The following is a 16,637-nucleotide window of genomic DNA, read 5'->3' as shown; positions in this document are numbered from 1 at the left end:
TGTGACCGTGCCGCCCCCGGGTGGCACGGGCCCCCACCAGGACGGCGAGCGAAAGAGACCGCATGCTGCGCATCCACTTCACCTCGCAGGACCTGCAGAACGTGCGCGTCGCCCGGCAGCCGGATCCCCTGTGGGAACTGGTCTGCAGCGTCTGCCGGCTGGAGACCGGACAGGGACCGCTGGACTTCGGGCACTGGCGGCGCGCGGCCCGCGACCGCCTCGCCACGGACGCGCTCGCGGGCCGCGCGCTGCGCCCCTTACGGACCCTGATCCCGGCGGCCGGATACATCCCGGACTTCCTGACCCCGCCGGTCACCGGCGGGGGACTGCCGGCCGGTCTCGACGCCTTGCGCGGCACCCCGCGCCACCGGCTGACCCGGGACCTGACGCGGCTGGCCGACTCCCGTCCGCTGCCGTCCTGGACGACCTCGCTCGGCCGCCCCGGCGGTGACACGCTCACGTCCCTCACCGCGGCGCTCTCCGCCTACTTCCGGACCCTCGTCGAGCCCTACTGGCCGCACATCCGCACAGCGGTCGGCAACGATGTCGACCTGCGTTCCCGGAGCGTCCTGGACGGCGGCACACAGGCGCTGCTGGATGGGCTGCGTCCGATGGCCCGCTGGCGGGCCCCGGTCCTCGAAGTGGACTATCCCACCGAACGCGATCTGTACCTGGAGGGGCGCGGACTGCTTCTCGTCCCCTCGTTCTTCTGCTGGCGCCGCCCGACCGCGCTGGCCGACCCCGGCCTCGATCCCGTGCTGGTCTACCCGGTGGAGAAGGTCCCGCTGACCGTCGCGCGGAACGCGGAGGGCGGCGTCGAACGTCTGCTGGGCCGCACGCGCACCGCTGTCCTGTCGGAGGTCGCCTTCGGCGGCTCCCGCACCACCTCCGACGTGGCCCAGGCCGTGGGGATCGCGATGCCCAGCGTCAGCTACCAGATCGGTGTCCTGCGCGACGGGGGCCTCGTGGCCAGCCACCGCGACGGGAAGTACGTGCTGCACGCGGCCACCCCGCTGGGCCTGCGGCTGCTGTCCGGAGCGGGCCACCCCGCGCTGCCGTGAGCCCGCTCCCCGTGGGCGGGAGCGCCGTCGGGGCGTGGCATGATCGGGGCCATGCCTGAACGTGTTGTGGCCGCCTGTGACGGGGCCTCGAAGGGAAACCCGGGACCTGCCGCATGGGCCTGGGTCGTCGCCGACGTGGACGAGACCCCGACCCGCTGGGAGGCGGGGCCCCTCGGCACGGCCACCAACAACGTCGCCGAACTGACGGCGCTGGAACGCCTGTTGACGGCGGTCGCGCCCGATGTCCCGCTGGAGATCCGGATGGACTCCCAGTACGCGATGAAGGCCGTCACGACCTGGCTGCCCGGGTGGAAGCGCAAGGGCTGGAAGACGGCCGCGGGCAAGCCCGTCGCCAACCAGGAACTCGTCGCCCGCATCGACGAACTCCTCACCGGCCGCAACGTCGAGTTCCGCTACGTACCGGCCCACCAGGTCGACGGCGACCGGCTGAACGACTTCGCCGACCGTGCCGCCAGCCAGGCCGCCGTCGTGCAGCAGCCCGCGGGAAGCGGTCTCGGGTCCCCGCAGCCGCCGGCGTCGCCCGACACTTCTGCCTCCTCGGCGCCGGCCCGCCGCCGCCCCGCCGCCAAGACGCCCAGGCAGGGCGCGCCGGCCCGCACCCTCAAGGCGAAGTTCCCCGGCCGCTGCGTCTGCGGGCGGTCGTACGCGGCGGGCGAGACCATCGCGAAGAACGGCCAGGGCTGGGGTCACCCCGAGTGCCGCGCCGAGGCGGCCGGCAACGCCTGACGGCCCGGGGTCAGTCCGTGTCGAACGTGTAGAAGGCCGTGTGGTCCAGCAGGTCCGAGGGCCGCACGTCGTTCCACGGCTTCATCGTCTCGTCCAGGTCGACGACGTTCGGCGTGCCCGCGACCGGCAGATAGCCGGAGCCCGGGTGCCGGCGCTGCCACTGGGCCCACAGCTTGTCTATGTAGGCGTGGTGGAGCCAGAACACCGGGTCGTTCGGGGAGACTCCGGTGCCCATCTGGCCGCCCACCCAGACGTGCACCCGGTTGTGCAGATTGACGCCCCGCCAGCCCTCCAGGTGATTGCGGAAGCCGTCCGAGGCGCTGTTCCAGGGCGCCATGTCGTACGTCGCCATCGACAGCACGGACTCGACCTCGGCGTGGGTGGGCAGTTCACGCACTCCGGCACCCAGGGACCTGCGCAGATAGGTCCGGGTGTCCACGCGCACGCTGACCGGCCAGTTGCCCGCCGCGGCGGCGAACGGGCCGTCCATCACCCGGCCGTCGAGGCTGCGCCCGGTGCCGCCGAGGAAGTCGGGCGCCCACAGCGAGGAGCGCGTGGTGCGGTCGGCGGTCCAGTCCCAGTAGGGCAGCGTCACCGAGGCGTCCACGGCCTGCAGGGCCCGCTCGAACTCCAGCAGGAATCTGCGGTGCCAGGGCAGGAACGACGGTGAACGGTGGCCCGTGCGCTCGCCGTTGTCGGTGTCGCCGAGGATGAAGGCGTTGTGGGTCGTGACGAAGGCGTCGTACCTGCCACTGCGCTTGAGCTGGACCACGGCGTCGACGAAGCGTCGCTTCTCGTCCGTGGTCAGGCTCGCCTGGTTCTTGCGTACGGTCATGTGCGGAACTCCACGATCTGCTTGCTGGGTGGTTCAGTTGGCGGCGAAGGGCACGAGCGGTGCCCCCTGCAGCTCGACGACGGCGGCGCGGGCGGCGGCACGCGGGGTGGGCACGGGGTCGTAGTGACTGACGACGCTGATCCAGCTGCCGTCGGCGTTGCTCATCACGTGCAGTTCCACGCCGTCGATGAAGACGGCGTACGCGCCGCCGTGGTGATGGCCGCCCCCGGTGACCGCACGGCCTTCTATCCGGCGTCCCCGGAAGACCTCGTCGAAGGCCTCCGGGCCGCCGTGGTGGTGCTCGTCGGCTGTGGGCCCCGCGGGCGACGCGGAGGCCGACGGGGCGGTGAGGGCCTGGGCGCCGGCGGCCGTGGCGAGTACGGCGGCTGCCCCGAGAACGCGGCGGCGGGTGAGTTCCGGCATGCGGACTCCTCCTGGAATCGGCTGAGTTGCTGACCCGGTATGCCTATCGGATCAGCAAACAGCGGGAGAAATCGCCGAATGTCGGTTGGCTGCGATCCGGACATTCATGCACATGTCGTGCAAGATTGAACGAAGATGATCTTGCTGTCCGGGGCGTCCGAGGGGTGCCGCCGGAGCAAATCCTGCGGCGGGGGCGCCCGTTGTCGGTGATCTTGCTGTGGCGGTCCGCGTCGAGTGGCGGCGATCACGCCGGTGAACTGGCGCGAACTCCCGGGGTGCCGGGCCCTGCTACTCTTCGTGATCAATTGACCGCTTTGTGCAACATAGGGGAGTGCGCGTGAAGATCGCGTGCGTCGGTGGCGGACCCGCAAGTCTGTACTTCTCGATCCTGATGAAGCTCCAGGATCCGTCCCATGACATCACCGTCCATGAGCGGAACCCGGCCGGATCCACGTACGGCTGGGGCGTGACCTACTGGACGGGCCTGCTCGACAAGCTGCGCGAGGGCGACCCCGTGTCCGCCCTCGCCGTCCGTGAGAACTCGGTGTGCTGGAACGACGGAGTCGCCCACGTCGGCGACCGTACGACCGTGCACCCCGGGGACGAGGGATTCGGCATCGGCCGCCGCCGGATGCTCGACCTGCTCGCCGAGCGGGCCCGGTCGCTCGGCGTGCGCGTCGAGTACGAACGGGAGATCACGCCCGACGAGCTGCCCGACGCCGACCTCGTCGTCGCCGGGGACGGCGTCAACAGCGCCCTGCGTGAGCGCCATGCCGGCCACTTCGGCACGGAGACCGCCGTCGGGCGCAACTACTACGTCTGGCTCGGCACCACCCGGGTCTTCGAGTCCTTCACCTTCTCCTTCGTGGAGACGGACCACGGCTGGGTGTGGTGCTACGCCTACCGATTCGGCGACGACCGGAGCACGCTCGTCGTCGAATGCTCCCCGGAGACCTGGACCGGCCTCGGGCTCGACGCGGCGAGCGAGGCCGACAGCCTCGCCCTGCTGGAGAAGCTCTTCGCCGACCTCCTCGACGGGCACGGGCTGATCGGCCGGGCGCAGCCGGACGGCGCCGCCCAGTGGCTCACCTTCCGGACCCTGACGAACCGCACCTGGCACCGCGGCAACCTCGTCCTGCTCGGCGACGCCGCCCACACCACCCACTACTCCATCGGCGCGGGCACCACCCTCGCCCTGGAGGACGCCATCTCGCTGGCCCGGGCGCTGGGGGAGCACGCGGATCTGGAGACCGCCCTCGACGCGTACGGGTGCGAGCGCCGGGCCGAACTGCTGCCGGTGCAGAGCGCCGCGCGGCACAGCGCCCAGTGGTACGAGAACCTGCCGCGCTACATCCGGCTGCCACCGGCCCAGATGTTCGCGCTGCTCGGCCAGCGGCACTCACCGCTGCTGCCCTACGTCCCGCCGCAGCTGTACTACCGGATCGACCGCGCGGCCGGCCGGCTGGAGGCGCTGCGCCGCTTCAAGCGCTGGCTCGGACCCAAGGTGGCCAGGAGCGTGCAGGCCCGCTCGCACCGATAGCGGCGGACGGGGGCAGGGCCACAGACGTGGGGAAAGGTCCTCCTGACGCTGCGGCGGAGAAAGGCGCGACTGTGGTGAATGGCCATTCACCGGTAAGGTGAATGGCCATTCACCGTTTTTTCGTGCCTACTCCTGGAGTGTTCATGGCGGCCCTGCGTGAGCGGCTCGCGATTCCCGTCCTCGCGTTCGGCGGGATCCTCATGGCCGTCATGCAGACGGTGGTCGTCCCGTTGCTGCCCGACCTTCCCCGGCTCACCGGCGCATCGGCGGGCGCGGTCTCCTGGATGGTCACCGCGACCCTTCTCTCCGGAGCGGTACTGACCCCCGTCCTCGGTCGCGCCGGCGACATGTACGGAAAGCGGCGCGTGCTGCTGATGGCCCTCGGGCTGATGACGGTCGGCTCGCTGATGTGCGCGCTCACCTCGGACATCGGCATCCTCATCGTGGCGCGGGCGCTGCAGGGCGCCGCGGCTGCCGTGGTGCCGCTGTCGATCAGCATCCTGCGGGACGAACTGCCGCCCGAGCGCACGGGCTCCGCCGTCGCCCTGATGAGCTCCACGGTCGGCATCGGGGCGGCACTCGGTCTCCCGCTCGCCGCCCTGCTCGTCCAGTACGCGAACTGGCACGTGATGTTCTGGGCCACGACCGCCCTCGGTCTCGTCGGGCTCACCCTCGCCTGGTGGGCGGTGCGCGAGTCGCCGGTGCGCGAGCCCGGGCGTTTCGACACGCCGGGCGCGCTGGGTCTGGCCGCCGGTCTTGTGTGCCTGCTCCTCGCCGTGTCGCAGGGCGGCACCTGGGGCTGGACCAGTGCGAGCGTCCTCGGTCTGTTCGCCGCCTGCGCCGTGATCCTGACCGTGTGGGTGCGGCAACAGCTGCGCGCCGTCAGCCCCCTCGTCGACCTGAGGCTGGCCGCCCGTCCGCGTGTCGCCCTGCCGCACATCGCCGCCCTGCTGACCGGCTTCGCCTTCTACGGCAACTCGCTGGTCACGGCCCAGCTCGTGCAGGCGCCCGAGGCCACCGGCTACGGACTCGGGCTCTCCATCGTGGCGACCGGCCTGTGCCTGCTGCCCGGCGGAGTGACCATGCTCTTCCTCTCGCCCGTCTCGGCACGCATCTCGGCGGCCCGCGGCCCGCGCGTCACGCTGGCCCTCGGCACCGCGATCATCGCCTCCGGCTACGCGATACGGATCCTGGACAGCCGCGACCTGTGGATGATCATCATCGGTGCCACGGTCTGCGCCATCGGCACCACGTTCGCGTACTCCGCTCTGCCGACCCTCATCCTGCGGGCGGTTCCCGCGGGCCAGACCGCGTCGGCCAACGGCGTCAACGTCCTGATGCGCACGATCGGGCAGGCGGTGTGCAGTGCCGCGGTGGCCGCCGTACTCGTCCACCACACGAGCCTCGTCGCCGGCGCCCCGATACCGACGCTGCACGGCTATCTGCTCGCCTTCGTCATGGCGGGTACGGTCGCCCTGGTGGCCTGCGCGGCAGCCCTGTCCATACCCGGCGACCCCACCTCGCGCGTGACCCCGAGCACCGGCAGCCGTACCGGCGCGTCCCGCGACGAGGCCCTCGAAGGAGCCTGAGCACCGTGACCACGCCCCCCACCGGTCTGACCGCACCCCCGACCGCCCCGGGGCCCGGCGGCCGGCCCGCCGCGGCATCGGCCGGGGACGCGGACACCGCCCCCGCCGCGCCCCGCCGCGACGCCGAGGCCAGCAGGGCGGCCATCCTGCGGGCGGCCCGCTATCTCCTCGCCCGGCACGCCCACGCGGACATCACCCTCAAGGCGGTCGCCGACCGGGCCGGGGTGAGCGCGCCCCTGGTCCTGAAGTACTTCGGCAACAAGGACGCGCTGTTCGCCCGCGTCATGTCCTTCGAGTCCGACGCCGACGCCCTGCTCGACGCCCCGCTGGAGGAACTGGGCCGGCACATGGTCCGGCATCTCCTCGAAGGCCAGACGCAGCGGGGCGCCGACCCCGTCCTGCGGATCGTCTTCGCGCCGCTCCAGGGCGAGCAGGGGGACATATTGCGCGCCAACTTCCGTACCCAGGTCAGCGAGCGTCTCGCCGAACGGCTGAGCGGACCGGGCGCGGGCCTGCGCGCCGAACTCGCCGTGGGCACCCTGCTCGGCCTCGGCGTGATGTACGGCATCGCGCGCGGCACCCATCTGCGCGCCACCGCCGTCGACGACATCGTCGACCGGTACGCGCCCGCGGTGCAGGCCCAGCTCGCTCCCTGAGCCGGGCGGCCCGTGCGGGTCGGCGCCGGTCAGTTCACGCCGGTGGGCCGGAACTGGATGCTGATCCGTGGGCCCGACGCGCGCGCCGACTTGGGGATCGCGTGCTCCCAGGTGCGCTGGCAGGAACCGCCCATCACGATGAGGTCGCCGTGGCCGAGGGGCCGCCGCACGGTCTCGCCGCCGCCCCGGGGGCGCAGCAGCAGGTCCCGGGGCGCGCCCACGGAGAGGATGGCGACCATCGTGTCCTCGCGGGCGCCCCGGCCGATCCGGTCCCCGTGCCAGGCCACACTGTCGCGGCCGTCCCGGTAGTAGCAGAGCCCGGCCGTGGTGAAGGACTCGCCGAGTTCCCCGGCGTAGTGGGCCGACAGCGCGTCCCGTGCCTTGTCGAGGACCGGGTGCGGCAGGGTGTCGCCCGCGCCGTAGTACGAGAGCAGCCGGGGTACGTCGACCACCTGCTCGTACATCTGGCGGCGTTCGGCCCGCCACGGCACCTCGGCGCTGAGCCGGGCGAACAGTTCGTCCGCGCCGCCGAGCCAGCCGGGCAGCAGGTCGATCCAGGCGCCGGCACCCAGCGCGGTGCGGCGCGTCCCGTTCAGCGGACCCAGGTGGAGCTCGTCCGTCTGGTCGAAGAGCGAGCCCTGGAGATGCGTGGCCATGAGGCCAGCGTACCCCCGTAATCGAATATGTGTTCCATTGGTAGGCGTGTCGCCCCCGCTGCCGGCTGCGGCGGCGCGTGGATCACGCGCGATCCACGGCCGCCGCCACGGATCGCGGTGTCCTCCGGGTCTCCGCGCCGGTCCGCCGGACGTACGGGGTCACCAGGGGATCGGGCCCTGCGCGTCGAAGTAGCCGCCGGTCGGCCCGTCCCGGCCGACGCGCGCCATGCGGACGATGATCTCTGCGCCCTGCTCCACGGTCTGGACCCCGGTGTTGCCGTTCAGGTCGGTGGCGGTGAAACCGGGCTCCACCGCGTTGATCCGGATGTCCGGGAACGCCTTCGCGTACTGGACGGTGATCATGTTGACGGCCGTCTTGGACGCCGGGTACGCGATGCCCGGGTAGAAGTGGCCCGGCGATCCGGCATCGCTCATCGCGGTCAGTGAGGCCAGGCCGCTGCTGACGTTCACCACGACCGGGGCGGCGGACCGCCGGAGGAGCGGGAGGAAGGCGTGGGTGGTGCGGACGAGCCCGAAGACGTTCGTCTCGAACAGCCCGCGCATCGTGTCCGCCGTCGTGTCGGCGGCCCCGGTCACACTGTTGCCCGCGCCGCGGCCCTCGATACCGGCGTTGTTGACCAGGACGTCCAGGCCGCCCCCGGCCTCGACGGTCCTCGCCGCGGCCGCGACGGACGCGTCGTCGGTGATGTCGATGACGAGGGGGCGCGCCCCCAGTTCCTCGGCGGCACGGCGCCCCCGCTCGGGGTCGCGGCTGCCGAGGTAGACGGTGTGGCCCGCCGCGACGAGCCGACGGGCGGTCTCGAAGCCGAGACCCTTGTTCGCTCCGGTGATCAGTGTGGTGGTCATGGGTCCACCATCGGTCGGCGCGGTGCGGACAGCCAGGCGTCCCGTCTTCCTGGGACTGTCAGTACCAGGCACCACCACACGCCGGGGTGCACAGTTGAGGGCATGGCGAGCACGGAGTTCGGGCGGACGGTACGGCTCTGGCGCGACCGGGTCTCCCCGGAGGCGGCGGGGCTGCCGGGCGGCGGCCACCGGCGCGCGGCGGGCCTGCGCCGCGAGGAACTGGCCCTGCTCGCGGGGATCTCGGTCGACTACATCACCCGGCTGGAACAGGGCCGGGCCGCCAACCCCTCGGAGCAGGTCGTCGAAGCCCTCGGGCGGGCGCTGCGGGTGTCCGCGGCGGAACGCGAGCACCTCTTCCAGGTGGCGGGGCTCGTGCCGCCGGGCCGGGGCATGGTGCCCACGCACATCACACCGGGCGTCCACCGGCTGCTGGACCGGCTGACGGGGACGCCCGTCGCGGTGTACGACGCGGCGTGGAACCTGCTGCTGGCCAACCCGCTCTACGCCGCCCTGCTGGGCGACCCCTCGGGGTGGCGCGGGAACGAACGCAACGGCGTCTGGCGCAACTTCGCCGGCCCCGGCAGCCGCGTACGCCACACGCCGGAGGAGCGACGGACCTTCGAGGCGACGCTCGCGGCCGACCTGCGCGTGACGGCGAGCCGTTATCCGGCCGACCAGCGCCTGCGCCGGCTGATCGCCGATCTGCGGGCGGCCAGCGACCGGTTCGCGCAACTGTGGGACTCGGGAGCCGTCGCCCACCACGAGGCCGCGCGCAAGACCGTCGACCATCCGCGGGTGGGGGCGGTGACGCTGGACTGCGACGTGCTCGGCGTCGCGGGCACCGACCTGCGGATCATGCTCTACACGGCGGAGCCCGGTACGGAGGACGCCGAACGCGTCGCCCTCCTCGGCGTGCTCGGAACGCAGGCGCTGGTGGACTGAGGCGCAGGCCGGACGGCACCCGCTAGCCGGCCCGGCGCTCCGCCAGCACCGCGCGGATCACGAACGCGGCGTTGTCCGCCATCACCGGGTTCGTCGTGCGGTAGTACGGCAGTTGGATCAGGGCCATGGACAGCGCCCAGCCGCGGCCCCGCGCCCACATGGCGTCGTCGGCGCCGGCCGCGTCCCGGAATACGGTCCGTGCTCCCGCGGGCAGCAGGTTCCAGGCCGGGACGAGGTCGCAGGCGGGATCGCCGGTGCCGAGCGTGCCGAAGTCGATGACGGCGGCGAGCCGGCCCGCCCGGGTCAGGACGTTCATCGGCATCAGGTCCGAGTGGAGCCAGACGGGCGGCCCCGTCCACGCCGGTGCCGCGAGCGCGTCCTCCCAGGCCGCCGTCGCCTCCCTGGTGTCGATCGCGCCCCGCAACTTCTCGATCGCCGAGCGCGTCTCGGCGTCGACGCCCTTCAGGGGGCCGCCGCGGTAGGCGGGAGGACCGTCCGGAAGTCCGGCCCGGCGCAGCGTGGCGACGAACGCGCCGAGATCGCCCGCCAGGCCCTCCGGATCGGACAGAGCGTCGGGAACGGGCGGTTCGCCGTCGATCCAGCGCAGCACGGTCCACCGCCAGGGGTATCCGTCGGCGGGAGCACCGAGCCCGAGGATCTCCGGTACGGGGACCGGGAGGAGCGGAGCGAGGCGCGGCAGCCAGGTGGCCTCCTTGGCCACGTCCTCGGCACCGCCCGGCACGCGGGGAAGCCGTACGGCCAGCTCGTCGCCGAGCCGGTAGAGGGCGTTGACGGTGCCGGCCGACTCGACGCGTCGGAGCGGCAGTCGGGCCCACCGGGGGAACTGCCCGGCCAGCAGCCGCCGTACGAGCGGACCGTCGATCCGCGCTTCGTCGGCGTGCATCGGGCCTGCGGACATCCGTGCCTGCTTTCCGTCGCGGGGAGGTGAACCGCCGTCATCCTGCGGCCCGTTCGGGCTCCCTCGCAACGTGTTTCGGGTCGCGAGGCAACCCCGTGAACCCGTTCGCCGTCTTGATCGGCAACGGGCGGCTGACACCGCGACCACCATCGAGCGGGAATTCACGCGCGGAAATCGGGCGAACTATACACCTTACGTATACATGCCGTGTATACGTCGAGTGGATCACCGTCCTCCGCTGTCAGCGCATCACAACAGCCAGCTACAGCACCACCACCGGACCGCACCGCCCGCGGCCGGACGGTGGCAGACGGAAAGGCATTCATGTACGGCAAGGCCTTCGCCCCGGAGTACCAGGGCGCTCTGACCACCCTGTCCGTGAACTCCTCGCCGACCGACGTCCTCGCGGCGGGGACCGAGCAACTGCGCGCCGCCGAGCGGGCGGGGGAACGGACCGAGGCCGCCCGGTCGGGGCTCGCGGTCGCCGAGGCGCACCGCAGGCTCGGGCAGGTGGCGGACGCGGACCGTGCGTGGAAGGCGAGTTACCGCACGGCGCGCGAGGCGGGTGACGGTGCCGCCATGGCTTGGGCGCTGTGGAGCGGCGGAACGCTGGCCCGGCAGCGCGGCGCGTTCCCGCTGGCATGGCGGCTGCTGCGGCTCGCCGCCGAACTGGGCGGCGAGTCCGGCGACATCGTGGTGCGCGGCTACTCACTGGCCGGCATGGCCGAGACCGGCCGCATCCAGGGCGACTACGAGGCGGTGACCACCCTGCACGAGCAGCTCCTGGCCGAGGCCCGCAAGCGCGGCGAGGCCCGCCACACCGTGTGGGCCCTGGAGGGCATCGCCCAGATCCACCGCAACACCGGCGCGTACGACACCGCGTACGCCCTCTTCGAGGAGGCGGCCGGGATAGCCGCCGGCGCCGAGGACCGGCGCGGGCACGCCTGGGCGCTGCGCGGCCTCGCGGACATCGTCTCCGTGCGCGACGGCGACTCGGAGCGCGCCCTGGAGCTGCTGACCGAGGCGGAGGCGTCCTGCCGTGCCATGAAGCTCTCCGGCGCGCTCGCCTACAACCACAAGATGCGCGGCAACGTCCTCTACCGGGCGGGGCGTTATGCCGAGGCCCGCGACGTCTACACGCGGGCGCTCGCCGAGTTCGAGGAGATGAGTGAGCCACGCGGACGTGCGCTGTCCCGGCTCGGCCTGGCCAAGTCGCTGGCGCGTCTGGGGCGGGACCCCGACGAAACCGCCGCCGAACTGGACGAGTTGGCCGACCTCCTGGACGGCATCGGTCTGCGGCATGCCCGGCAGATGGTCGAACGGGCCCGCACAGAACTCGGGTTGACACCGGCACGCGTCGGAGCGGAGGCCGCACGATGACCCCGACCGCCCTGCGTCGGTCGACGACGGCGACCGTGGGACCGGCCGCGACGGCGAACCGTACCGGTACGGCGCGCCCTGACGCCGCGCCCATCCTGCGTCGCTGCCGCGACCTCACCGCCCCCGCCCTGACGGAAGCGGTCGACCGGCTGCATCCCTGGGTCGCGGAGATGGCCCGCTACGCGATGGGCCTCCGCGAGGCCGGCGGCGTCGGCGCCGGTCCCAGCCGCGGCAAGGGGGTCCGGCAGGCGCTGGCGGTGCTCGGCGCGGAATCGGTTTCGGGGCCCGGCCGCGCGGGCGTTCCGGGAGCCGTGGCGGTGGAGCTCGTCCACACGTTCTCGCTGCTCCACGACGACATCATGGACGGCGACGCGCTGCGCCGTGGGCGCCCCGCGCTGTGGAAGGCTTACGGCACCGGGCCCGCCGTGCTCGCGGGCGACGCGCTGTTCGCGCTGGGTGTGGAGACCCTGGCCGACACACCCCACGCGGGCCCAGCCGTCAGGCAGTTGACCACCGCCCTCGGCGACCTGGTCGGCGGCCAGGCCGACGACCTGCTGTTCGCGGAGCGCCCCTGGACCGGCGCGGAGGCGGTCGGCGCGGGGGAGTACCTGACGATGGCCGAGCGCAAGACGGGCGCGCTGCTCGGCTGCGCGCTCGCACTCGGTGCGCGGCTGGCGGGCGCTCCGGACGGCACCGTGGCCGAACTCGACCGGGCCGGACGCGACTTGGGGGTCGCGTTCCAGATCGCCGATGACGTGCTGGGTGTCTGGGGCGACCCGGAACGCACCGGCAAGCCGGTCCACGGCGATCTGCGCCAGGGCAAGAAGACCCTGCCGGTTCTGGCCGCCCTCGACGCGACGCCCGGAGGCGGCGAACTGGCCGAGCTCCTCACCGCTCCTGGCGCCCTCGACGGTGACGGGGTCCGTCGCGCGGCGACCCTCGTCGAGCGGGCGGGCGGACGGGCCCGGGCCGAACACGAGGCCCAGCGCCACCTCGCCGAAGCGCGGGCACGACTGACGTCCCTGCGTCTCGCCCCCGGACCGGCCGGCGAACTGCGCACGCTCCTGACGGCGTTGGCCGACAGGACGGTCTGACGATTCCGGCCCCCGGGATCCGGGCCGAACCGTGCCGCCGACCGGCGGCCGGGCCACATCGGCCCCGCGGTCGGATCACCGGGGGCCCGCGGGCCGCTTCGCTTGCCTCGTTCCGGACCCTTCGGCGCCCGGAACGAGCCGACCGCAACGGGCTGCCAATGGACGTGACGAGCCCGGCCCGCCGGTCCGGCGCAGCGGGGCGAACACCTCGACGGCGGGGCCCGGCACCGGCGCCTCCCGAACGACACGGGGCCAGGGGGTGGGCGGGGCCGCTCCTCGGCGCCTTGCCGACCTCAGCGCCTTGCCGACCTGGGAGCACGGCGACGGCTCGCCTCGTACGCCGACACTCCCGTACCCCGTACCCGCGATGCGTCGGCAGTCCCCTCCTCCTCCCCGGAACCGTGCGAGCCGACAGGGGCCGGTGGCACGGCGGTTGAGCACGTGGAGGTTCGCCCGATTCTCCTCCGCTCCCCTCCGCCCGGCCCGACCTCCTGTCGCGCCCCGTGCGACATGAGTCACATCCGCCTCCCCGCCGGTCCTGGCAGGCAACCGGCTCCGGGCCGCTCACATCTGTCCGGTCGACGCACCGCCGGTCAGGTCGGCCGGTGGTGACCCGGGGCCCGACCAGCCCCCGCGGCGCCGAACAGCGCCGTGCCGCAGGGCGGTTGGCGTTGCCGGCCGCCCCGTACCGAAGGAACTCAGTGCGTAGACCCCACATACGCCGCGTGGCGATAGCCGTCGCCGTGACGACGGCCGCCACGCTTCCGGGCCCCGCCCTCGCGGCCGTGCCCGACGCTCCCGCCCGCGAGGCCGCCGCGTCCTCCTCGCCGGTGGCATCGGCCAGGGCGGCTGCCCTGGCCCACGCCGAGGACACCGGGGTGGCCCAGGGCGACACCCTGCGGGCCAAGGACGTGATGACGGACCCCGACGGCAAACAGCACGTGCGCTTCGTCCGTGCCCACCAGGGCCTACCGGTTCTCGGCGGCGACCTGGTCGTGCACCTCGACGCGCGGTCGCGGTACCTGGGCGTGACCCGGGCCGCCGGCCACCCGGTCGAGCCCGCCACCGTAGAGGCGAAGCTGACGCCCCGGCAGGCGGAGCGGAAGGCTGCCGACGCGGCCCGGGGCGACGCGGGCGACGCCCGACTCGTCGTGGACGCCCGCGAGGGCGGCGCCGCCCTCGCGTATCAGGTGACCGTGACGGACAGCGGCACCACGGAGGCCGGCGGCTCCCGTACGGTCGTGGTGGACGCGCACAGCGGCCGGATCCGCAGCAGTATCCCGGACAACGACGAGTTCATCTCGCCGTCCCTGGCGGACACCCTGCGCGAGCGCGGCGGCAGCGCCACCCCGCAGACCGGTCTCGCCGCCGGACTCCCGGGTCCGACGAGCGCCGCGCGAGCGGGGCACTACCCGGCGACGGCGACCGGGAGCGGTGCCTCGCTCTTCGCCGGCAAGGTGGCGCTGACCACCACCCGGACCGCGCGGACCAGCTATCTGCTCAAGGACCCGACCCGGTGGAACACCGAGACACGGGACGCCAAGGGGCAGGAGCTGGAGTCCTTCGCGCGGGGCAAGAAGTTCACCGACGGGGACAACAAATGGGGCACCGGCACCACGGCGTCCAGGTCCAGCGCCGCGGTGGACGCGCAGTACGGCATCTCCAAGACCCTGGACTTCTACAAGAAGACCTTCGGCCGCAAGGGCATCAAGAACAACAGCGCCGGCGCCCGCGGCATGGTCCACTTCGGCAACAAGGTCGGCAACGCGTTCTGGGACTCGACGTGCGGCTGCATGCTCTACGGCGACGGTGACGGCCAGTACTTCAAGAAGCCGCTCGTCGTCCTCGACGTCACCGGACACGAGCTGACCCACGGAGTCGTCGACGCGACCGCCGCGCTCGAACCCACCCGCGTGGACGACGAGGGCAACCAGTACGGCGAACCGGGTTCCCTCAACGAGTCGCTCGCCGACATCTTCGGCTCGAACGTCGAGTTCGCGGCGAAGAACCCGAAGAACCCGCCGAACTACCTCGTGGGCGAGAAGCTGGGCCTCGCCCAGAAGTTCCTGCGCCGCCTGGACCACCCCTCCCTCGACCTGCTGGAGGAGGCCGTCGACTACTGGTCGCCCGCCTCCTACGACACCGAGGTGCACGCCGGTTCCGGCGTCTCCTCGCACGCGTACTACCTGCTCGCCGAGGGCAGCGGACGCAAGACGATCGGCGGTGTGACGTACGACTCGCCGACGTTCGACGGTTCCCGTGTGACCGGCATCGGCCGGACCAAGGCGACCGCCGTGTTCTACCGGGCGCTGACCCGCTACATGGTCTCGACGACCGACTTCCATGACGCGCGCAAGGCCACCCTCAAGGCCGCCGCCGACCTGTACGGCTCGACCGGCACCGAGTACAAGGCGGTGGGCAAGGCCTGGGCGGCGGTGAACGTCACCGCCGCCAACACCCCTGCCAGGAAGCACTGACGGACGGGTAGGGGGGTGTCACGCCGGCGCGGCGTGACACCCCCCTGCCTCCGCCTCCCGGCGTGGTGTCGATCAGTGTTGCTGCTGCTTCTGCGGGGTCACCTCACTGGGCCGGACGACGACGTATCCCTCGCCCTCCAGCTTCAGCTGCACCGCCTCGCCGGATCCCCCGCGGATCATCGAGCCGATGGACTGCGACCGGTGCAGGGAGGTCTTCAGATGCGCGGTCCAGCCGACGACGGCGTCCGTGTCGACGAACACCGGCTGCTGCTGCGTGACGGGGATGACCAGCGGGTTGCCCTCGCATATCAGGCCCAGGTCACCATGGCCGGTGAAGACACTGTTGAACAGGCCGCCGCCCGTGATGCCCGCGCCCTTCACGGTCTTGATGTCGTACGACAACGTGGCGTCGAAACACAGGACGTTGCGGCCGTTGACCGTGAAGACGTCGCCGGGCTCGATGCCCACGATGAAACAGTTCTGCGCCTCGTGCGCGAACCAGGCCTCGCCCTGCCCGCGGACGGCCATCAGCGGAAGTCCCTCACCGGTGACGGCTCGCTTGAGCATGCCGCCCACGCCCTGGCCCTTGCGCTCGAACTGGAGGCTGCCCCGGTAGGCGACCATCGCGCCCTGCCGCGCGAACATCTCCCCCTGGACGGCGTACTTGATCGATTTGGCGTTCTGCAGTGTCATGCCCGGCGTGACGGCGGGCTGCACCATGTGGTCACTGGAAAAGAGATCACTCTTCATGCGGGCATCCTGTCGCGGAGGCCGCGGGTCCGCCAGAGTCGTGGCGATCTTGGGACGCCCGGTGACCGAGCTGCGACACGCCGAAGGCCGGCCCGGGTCAACCGGACCGGCCCGCAGGTGAGTTGTCAGGCGGCCTCGACCGTGCCGACGTGGCTGTGCAGCCGGTTCACGACCTCGGCGATCTGGGCGGCGACCTCGGCGTCGTCGACCGGGTGCGTCTCCGCGAAGCGGACCACGGAGCCGGGGACGGAGAGCTTGACGTCCTCCAGCACGGTGCCACCGGCGATGCCCACGGCCTTGCGCGCCTCGTCCTGCGCCCACACGCCGCCGAACTGGCCGTACGCGGTGCCGACCACGACGGCCGGCTTGCCGGTGAAGGCGCCGGCGCCGTACGGACGGGACAGCCAGTCGATGGCGTTCTTCAGGACGGCCGGGATGGTGCCGTTGTACTCGGGGGAGAAGAGGATGAAGGCGTCGGCGGAGCCGGCCGCCTCGCGCAGCCGGGCGGCGGCGGCGGGAACGTCGCCCTCGACGTCGATGTCCTCGTTGTAGAAGGGGATCTCGGCGAGGCCCTCGAAGAGGTCGACCTCGGCACCCTCCGGGGCGAGCTTCACGGCCGCCTCGGCGAGCTGACGGTTGTGGGAACCGGCGCGCAGGCTGCCGACGAGCGCGAGGATGCGAACGGACATGAATATCTCCCG

16 protein-coding genes are annotated in these 16,637 nt (G+C 72.6%); 9 read left to right on the top strand and 7 right to left on the bottom strand.

The genetic code is table 11. The features are described 5' to 3' along the window. The first annotated feature begins 62 nt into the window (after positions 1-62). Both ABZT74_RS21420 and ABZT74_RS21415 read left to right on the top strand, forming a co-directional pair. Positions 63-1,061, top strand: coding sequence for a helix-turn-helix domain-containing protein (locus ABZT74_RS21420; RefSeq protein WP_356437190.1), 999 nt, complete (start codon positions 63-65; stop codon positions 1,059-1,061). 39 nt (positions 1,062-1,100) lie between these two features. Beyond that, the gene (locus ABZT74_RS21415) at positions 1,101-1,808 is read left to right on the top strand and encodes a ribonuclease H (protein WP_356437187.1); all 708 of its coding nucleotides are present in this window, start codon (positions 1,101-1,103) and stop codon (positions 1,806-1,808) included. 10 nt (positions 1,809-1,818) lie between these two features. Here ABZT74_RS21415 and ABZT74_RS21410 read toward each other — a convergent pair whose 3' ends face one another. After that, positions 1,819-2,643, bottom strand: coding sequence for a tyrosinase family protein (locus ABZT74_RS21410; RefSeq protein WP_356437184.1), 825 nt, complete (start codon positions 2,641-2,643; stop codon positions 1,819-1,821). A gap of 33 nt (positions 2,644-2,676) precedes the next feature. Further along, positions 2,677-3,066 carry a tyrosinase cofactor gene (locus tag ABZT74_RS21405; RefSeq protein WP_356437181.1) on the bottom strand — a complete coding sequence of 130 codons (390 nt, stop codon included), beginning with the start codon at positions 3,064-3,066 and terminating at the stop codon, positions 2,677-2,679. 337 nt (positions 3,067-3,403) lie between these two features. Here ABZT74_RS21405 and ABZT74_RS21400 point away from each other — a divergent pair, with 337 nt between their 5' ends. From ABZT74_RS21400 to ABZT74_RS21390, 3 genes are all read left to right on the top strand, one after another. Beyond that, positions 3,404-4,606: an FAD-dependent monooxygenase gene (locus tag ABZT74_RS21400; protein WP_356437178.1), complete on the top strand. Its 1,203-nt coding sequence runs from the start codon at positions 3,404-3,406 to the stop codon at positions 4,604-4,606. Between the two features lie 101 nt (positions 4,607-4,707). After that, positions 4,708-6,195, top strand: a complete 1,488-nt coding sequence (locus tag ABZT74_RS21395) for an MFS transporter (RefSeq protein ID WP_356437175.1) — start codon at positions 4,708-4,710, stop codon at positions 6,193-6,195. Between the two features lie 5 nt (positions 6,196-6,200). After that, the gene (locus ABZT74_RS21390) at positions 6,201-6,851 is read left to right on the top strand and encodes a TetR family transcriptional regulator (RefSeq protein WP_356177345.1); all 651 of its coding nucleotides are present in this window, start codon (positions 6,201-6,203) and stop codon (positions 6,849-6,851) included. Positions 6,852-6,880: 29 nt separating this feature from the next. On the opposite strand, the gene ABZT74_RS21385 is transcribed toward ABZT74_RS21390, so the two are convergent. Next, positions 6,881-7,507: an alpha-ketoglutarate-dependent dioxygenase AlkB gene (locus ABZT74_RS21385; protein WP_356177344.1), complete on the bottom strand. Its 627-nt coding sequence runs from the start codon at positions 7,505-7,507 to the stop codon at positions 6,881-6,883. A 159-nt stretch (positions 7,508-7,666) separates the two neighbouring features. After that, positions 7,667-8,374, bottom strand: coding sequence for an SDR family oxidoreductase (locus tag ABZT74_RS21380; RefSeq protein ID WP_356437172.1), 708 nt, complete (start codon positions 8,372-8,374; stop codon positions 7,667-7,669). Between the two features lie 102 nt (positions 8,375-8,476). Between ABZT74_RS21380 and ABZT74_RS21375 the strand changes: the two genes are divergently transcribed. After that, positions 8,477-9,316 carry a helix-turn-helix transcriptional regulator gene (locus ABZT74_RS21375; RefSeq protein WP_356437169.1) on the top strand — a complete coding sequence of 280 codons (840 nt, stop codon included), beginning with the start codon at positions 8,477-8,479 and terminating at the stop codon, positions 9,314-9,316. A 22-nt stretch (positions 9,317-9,338) separates the two neighbouring features. Here the strand turns inward: ABZT74_RS21375 and ABZT74_RS21370 are convergent, their stop codons facing one another. Continuing rightward, a complete protein-coding gene (locus tag ABZT74_RS21370) occupies positions 9,339-10,235 on the bottom strand; it encodes an aminoglycoside phosphotransferase family protein (RefSeq protein WP_356437166.1) in 897 nt (298 codons plus the stop codon). Between the two features lie 324 nt (positions 10,236-10,559). Between ABZT74_RS21370 and ABZT74_RS21365 the strand changes: the two genes are divergently transcribed. The 3 genes from ABZT74_RS21365 to ABZT74_RS21355 all read left to right on the top strand — a co-directional run bounded on the left by ABZT74_RS21365 (position 10,560) and on the right by ABZT74_RS21355 (position 15,186). After that, entirely contained in the window at positions 10,560-11,615 is a 1,056-nt protein-coding gene (locus ABZT74_RS21365) for a tetratricopeptide repeat protein (protein WP_356437163.1), read from the top strand. Next, positions 11,612-12,709 carry a polyprenyl synthetase family protein gene (locus ABZT74_RS21360; protein ID WP_356437160.1) on the top strand — a complete coding sequence of 366 codons (1,098 nt, stop codon included), beginning with the start codon at positions 11,612-11,614 and terminating at the stop codon, positions 12,707-12,709. The genes ABZT74_RS21365 and ABZT74_RS21360 overlap by 4 nt, the downstream gene beginning before the upstream one ends. Positions 12,710-13,410: 701 nt before the next feature. Further along, positions 13,411-15,186, top strand: coding sequence for a M4 family metallopeptidase (locus ABZT74_RS21355; protein WP_356437158.1), 1,776 nt, complete (start codon positions 13,411-13,413; stop codon positions 15,184-15,186). A 72-nt stretch (positions 15,187-15,258) separates the two neighbouring features. Here the strand turns inward: ABZT74_RS21355 and ABZT74_RS21350 are convergent, their stop codons facing one another. Together ABZT74_RS21350 and ABZT74_RS21345 are read right to left on the bottom strand one after the other, a co-directional pair. Beyond that, positions 15,259-15,936 carry an AIM24 family protein gene (locus ABZT74_RS21350; RefSeq protein ID WP_356437156.1) on the bottom strand — a complete coding sequence of 226 codons (678 nt, stop codon included), beginning with the start codon at positions 15,934-15,936 and terminating at the stop codon, positions 15,259-15,261. 125 nt (positions 15,937-16,061) lie between these two features. Next, entirely contained in the window at positions 16,062-16,625 is a 564-nt protein-coding gene (locus tag ABZT74_RS21345) for an NAD(P)H-dependent oxidoreductase (RefSeq protein WP_355877640.1), read from the bottom strand. Positions 16,626-16,637 lie beyond the last annotated feature (12 nt).

Origin of the sequence: Streptomyces sp. NPDC005302 (assembly GCF_040607345.1) — a bacterium.
Lineage (GTDB): Bacteria > Actinomycetota > Actinomycetes > Streptomycetales > Streptomycetaceae > Streptomyces.
This window is presented reverse-complemented; position numbering and strand designations above follow the sequence as displayed.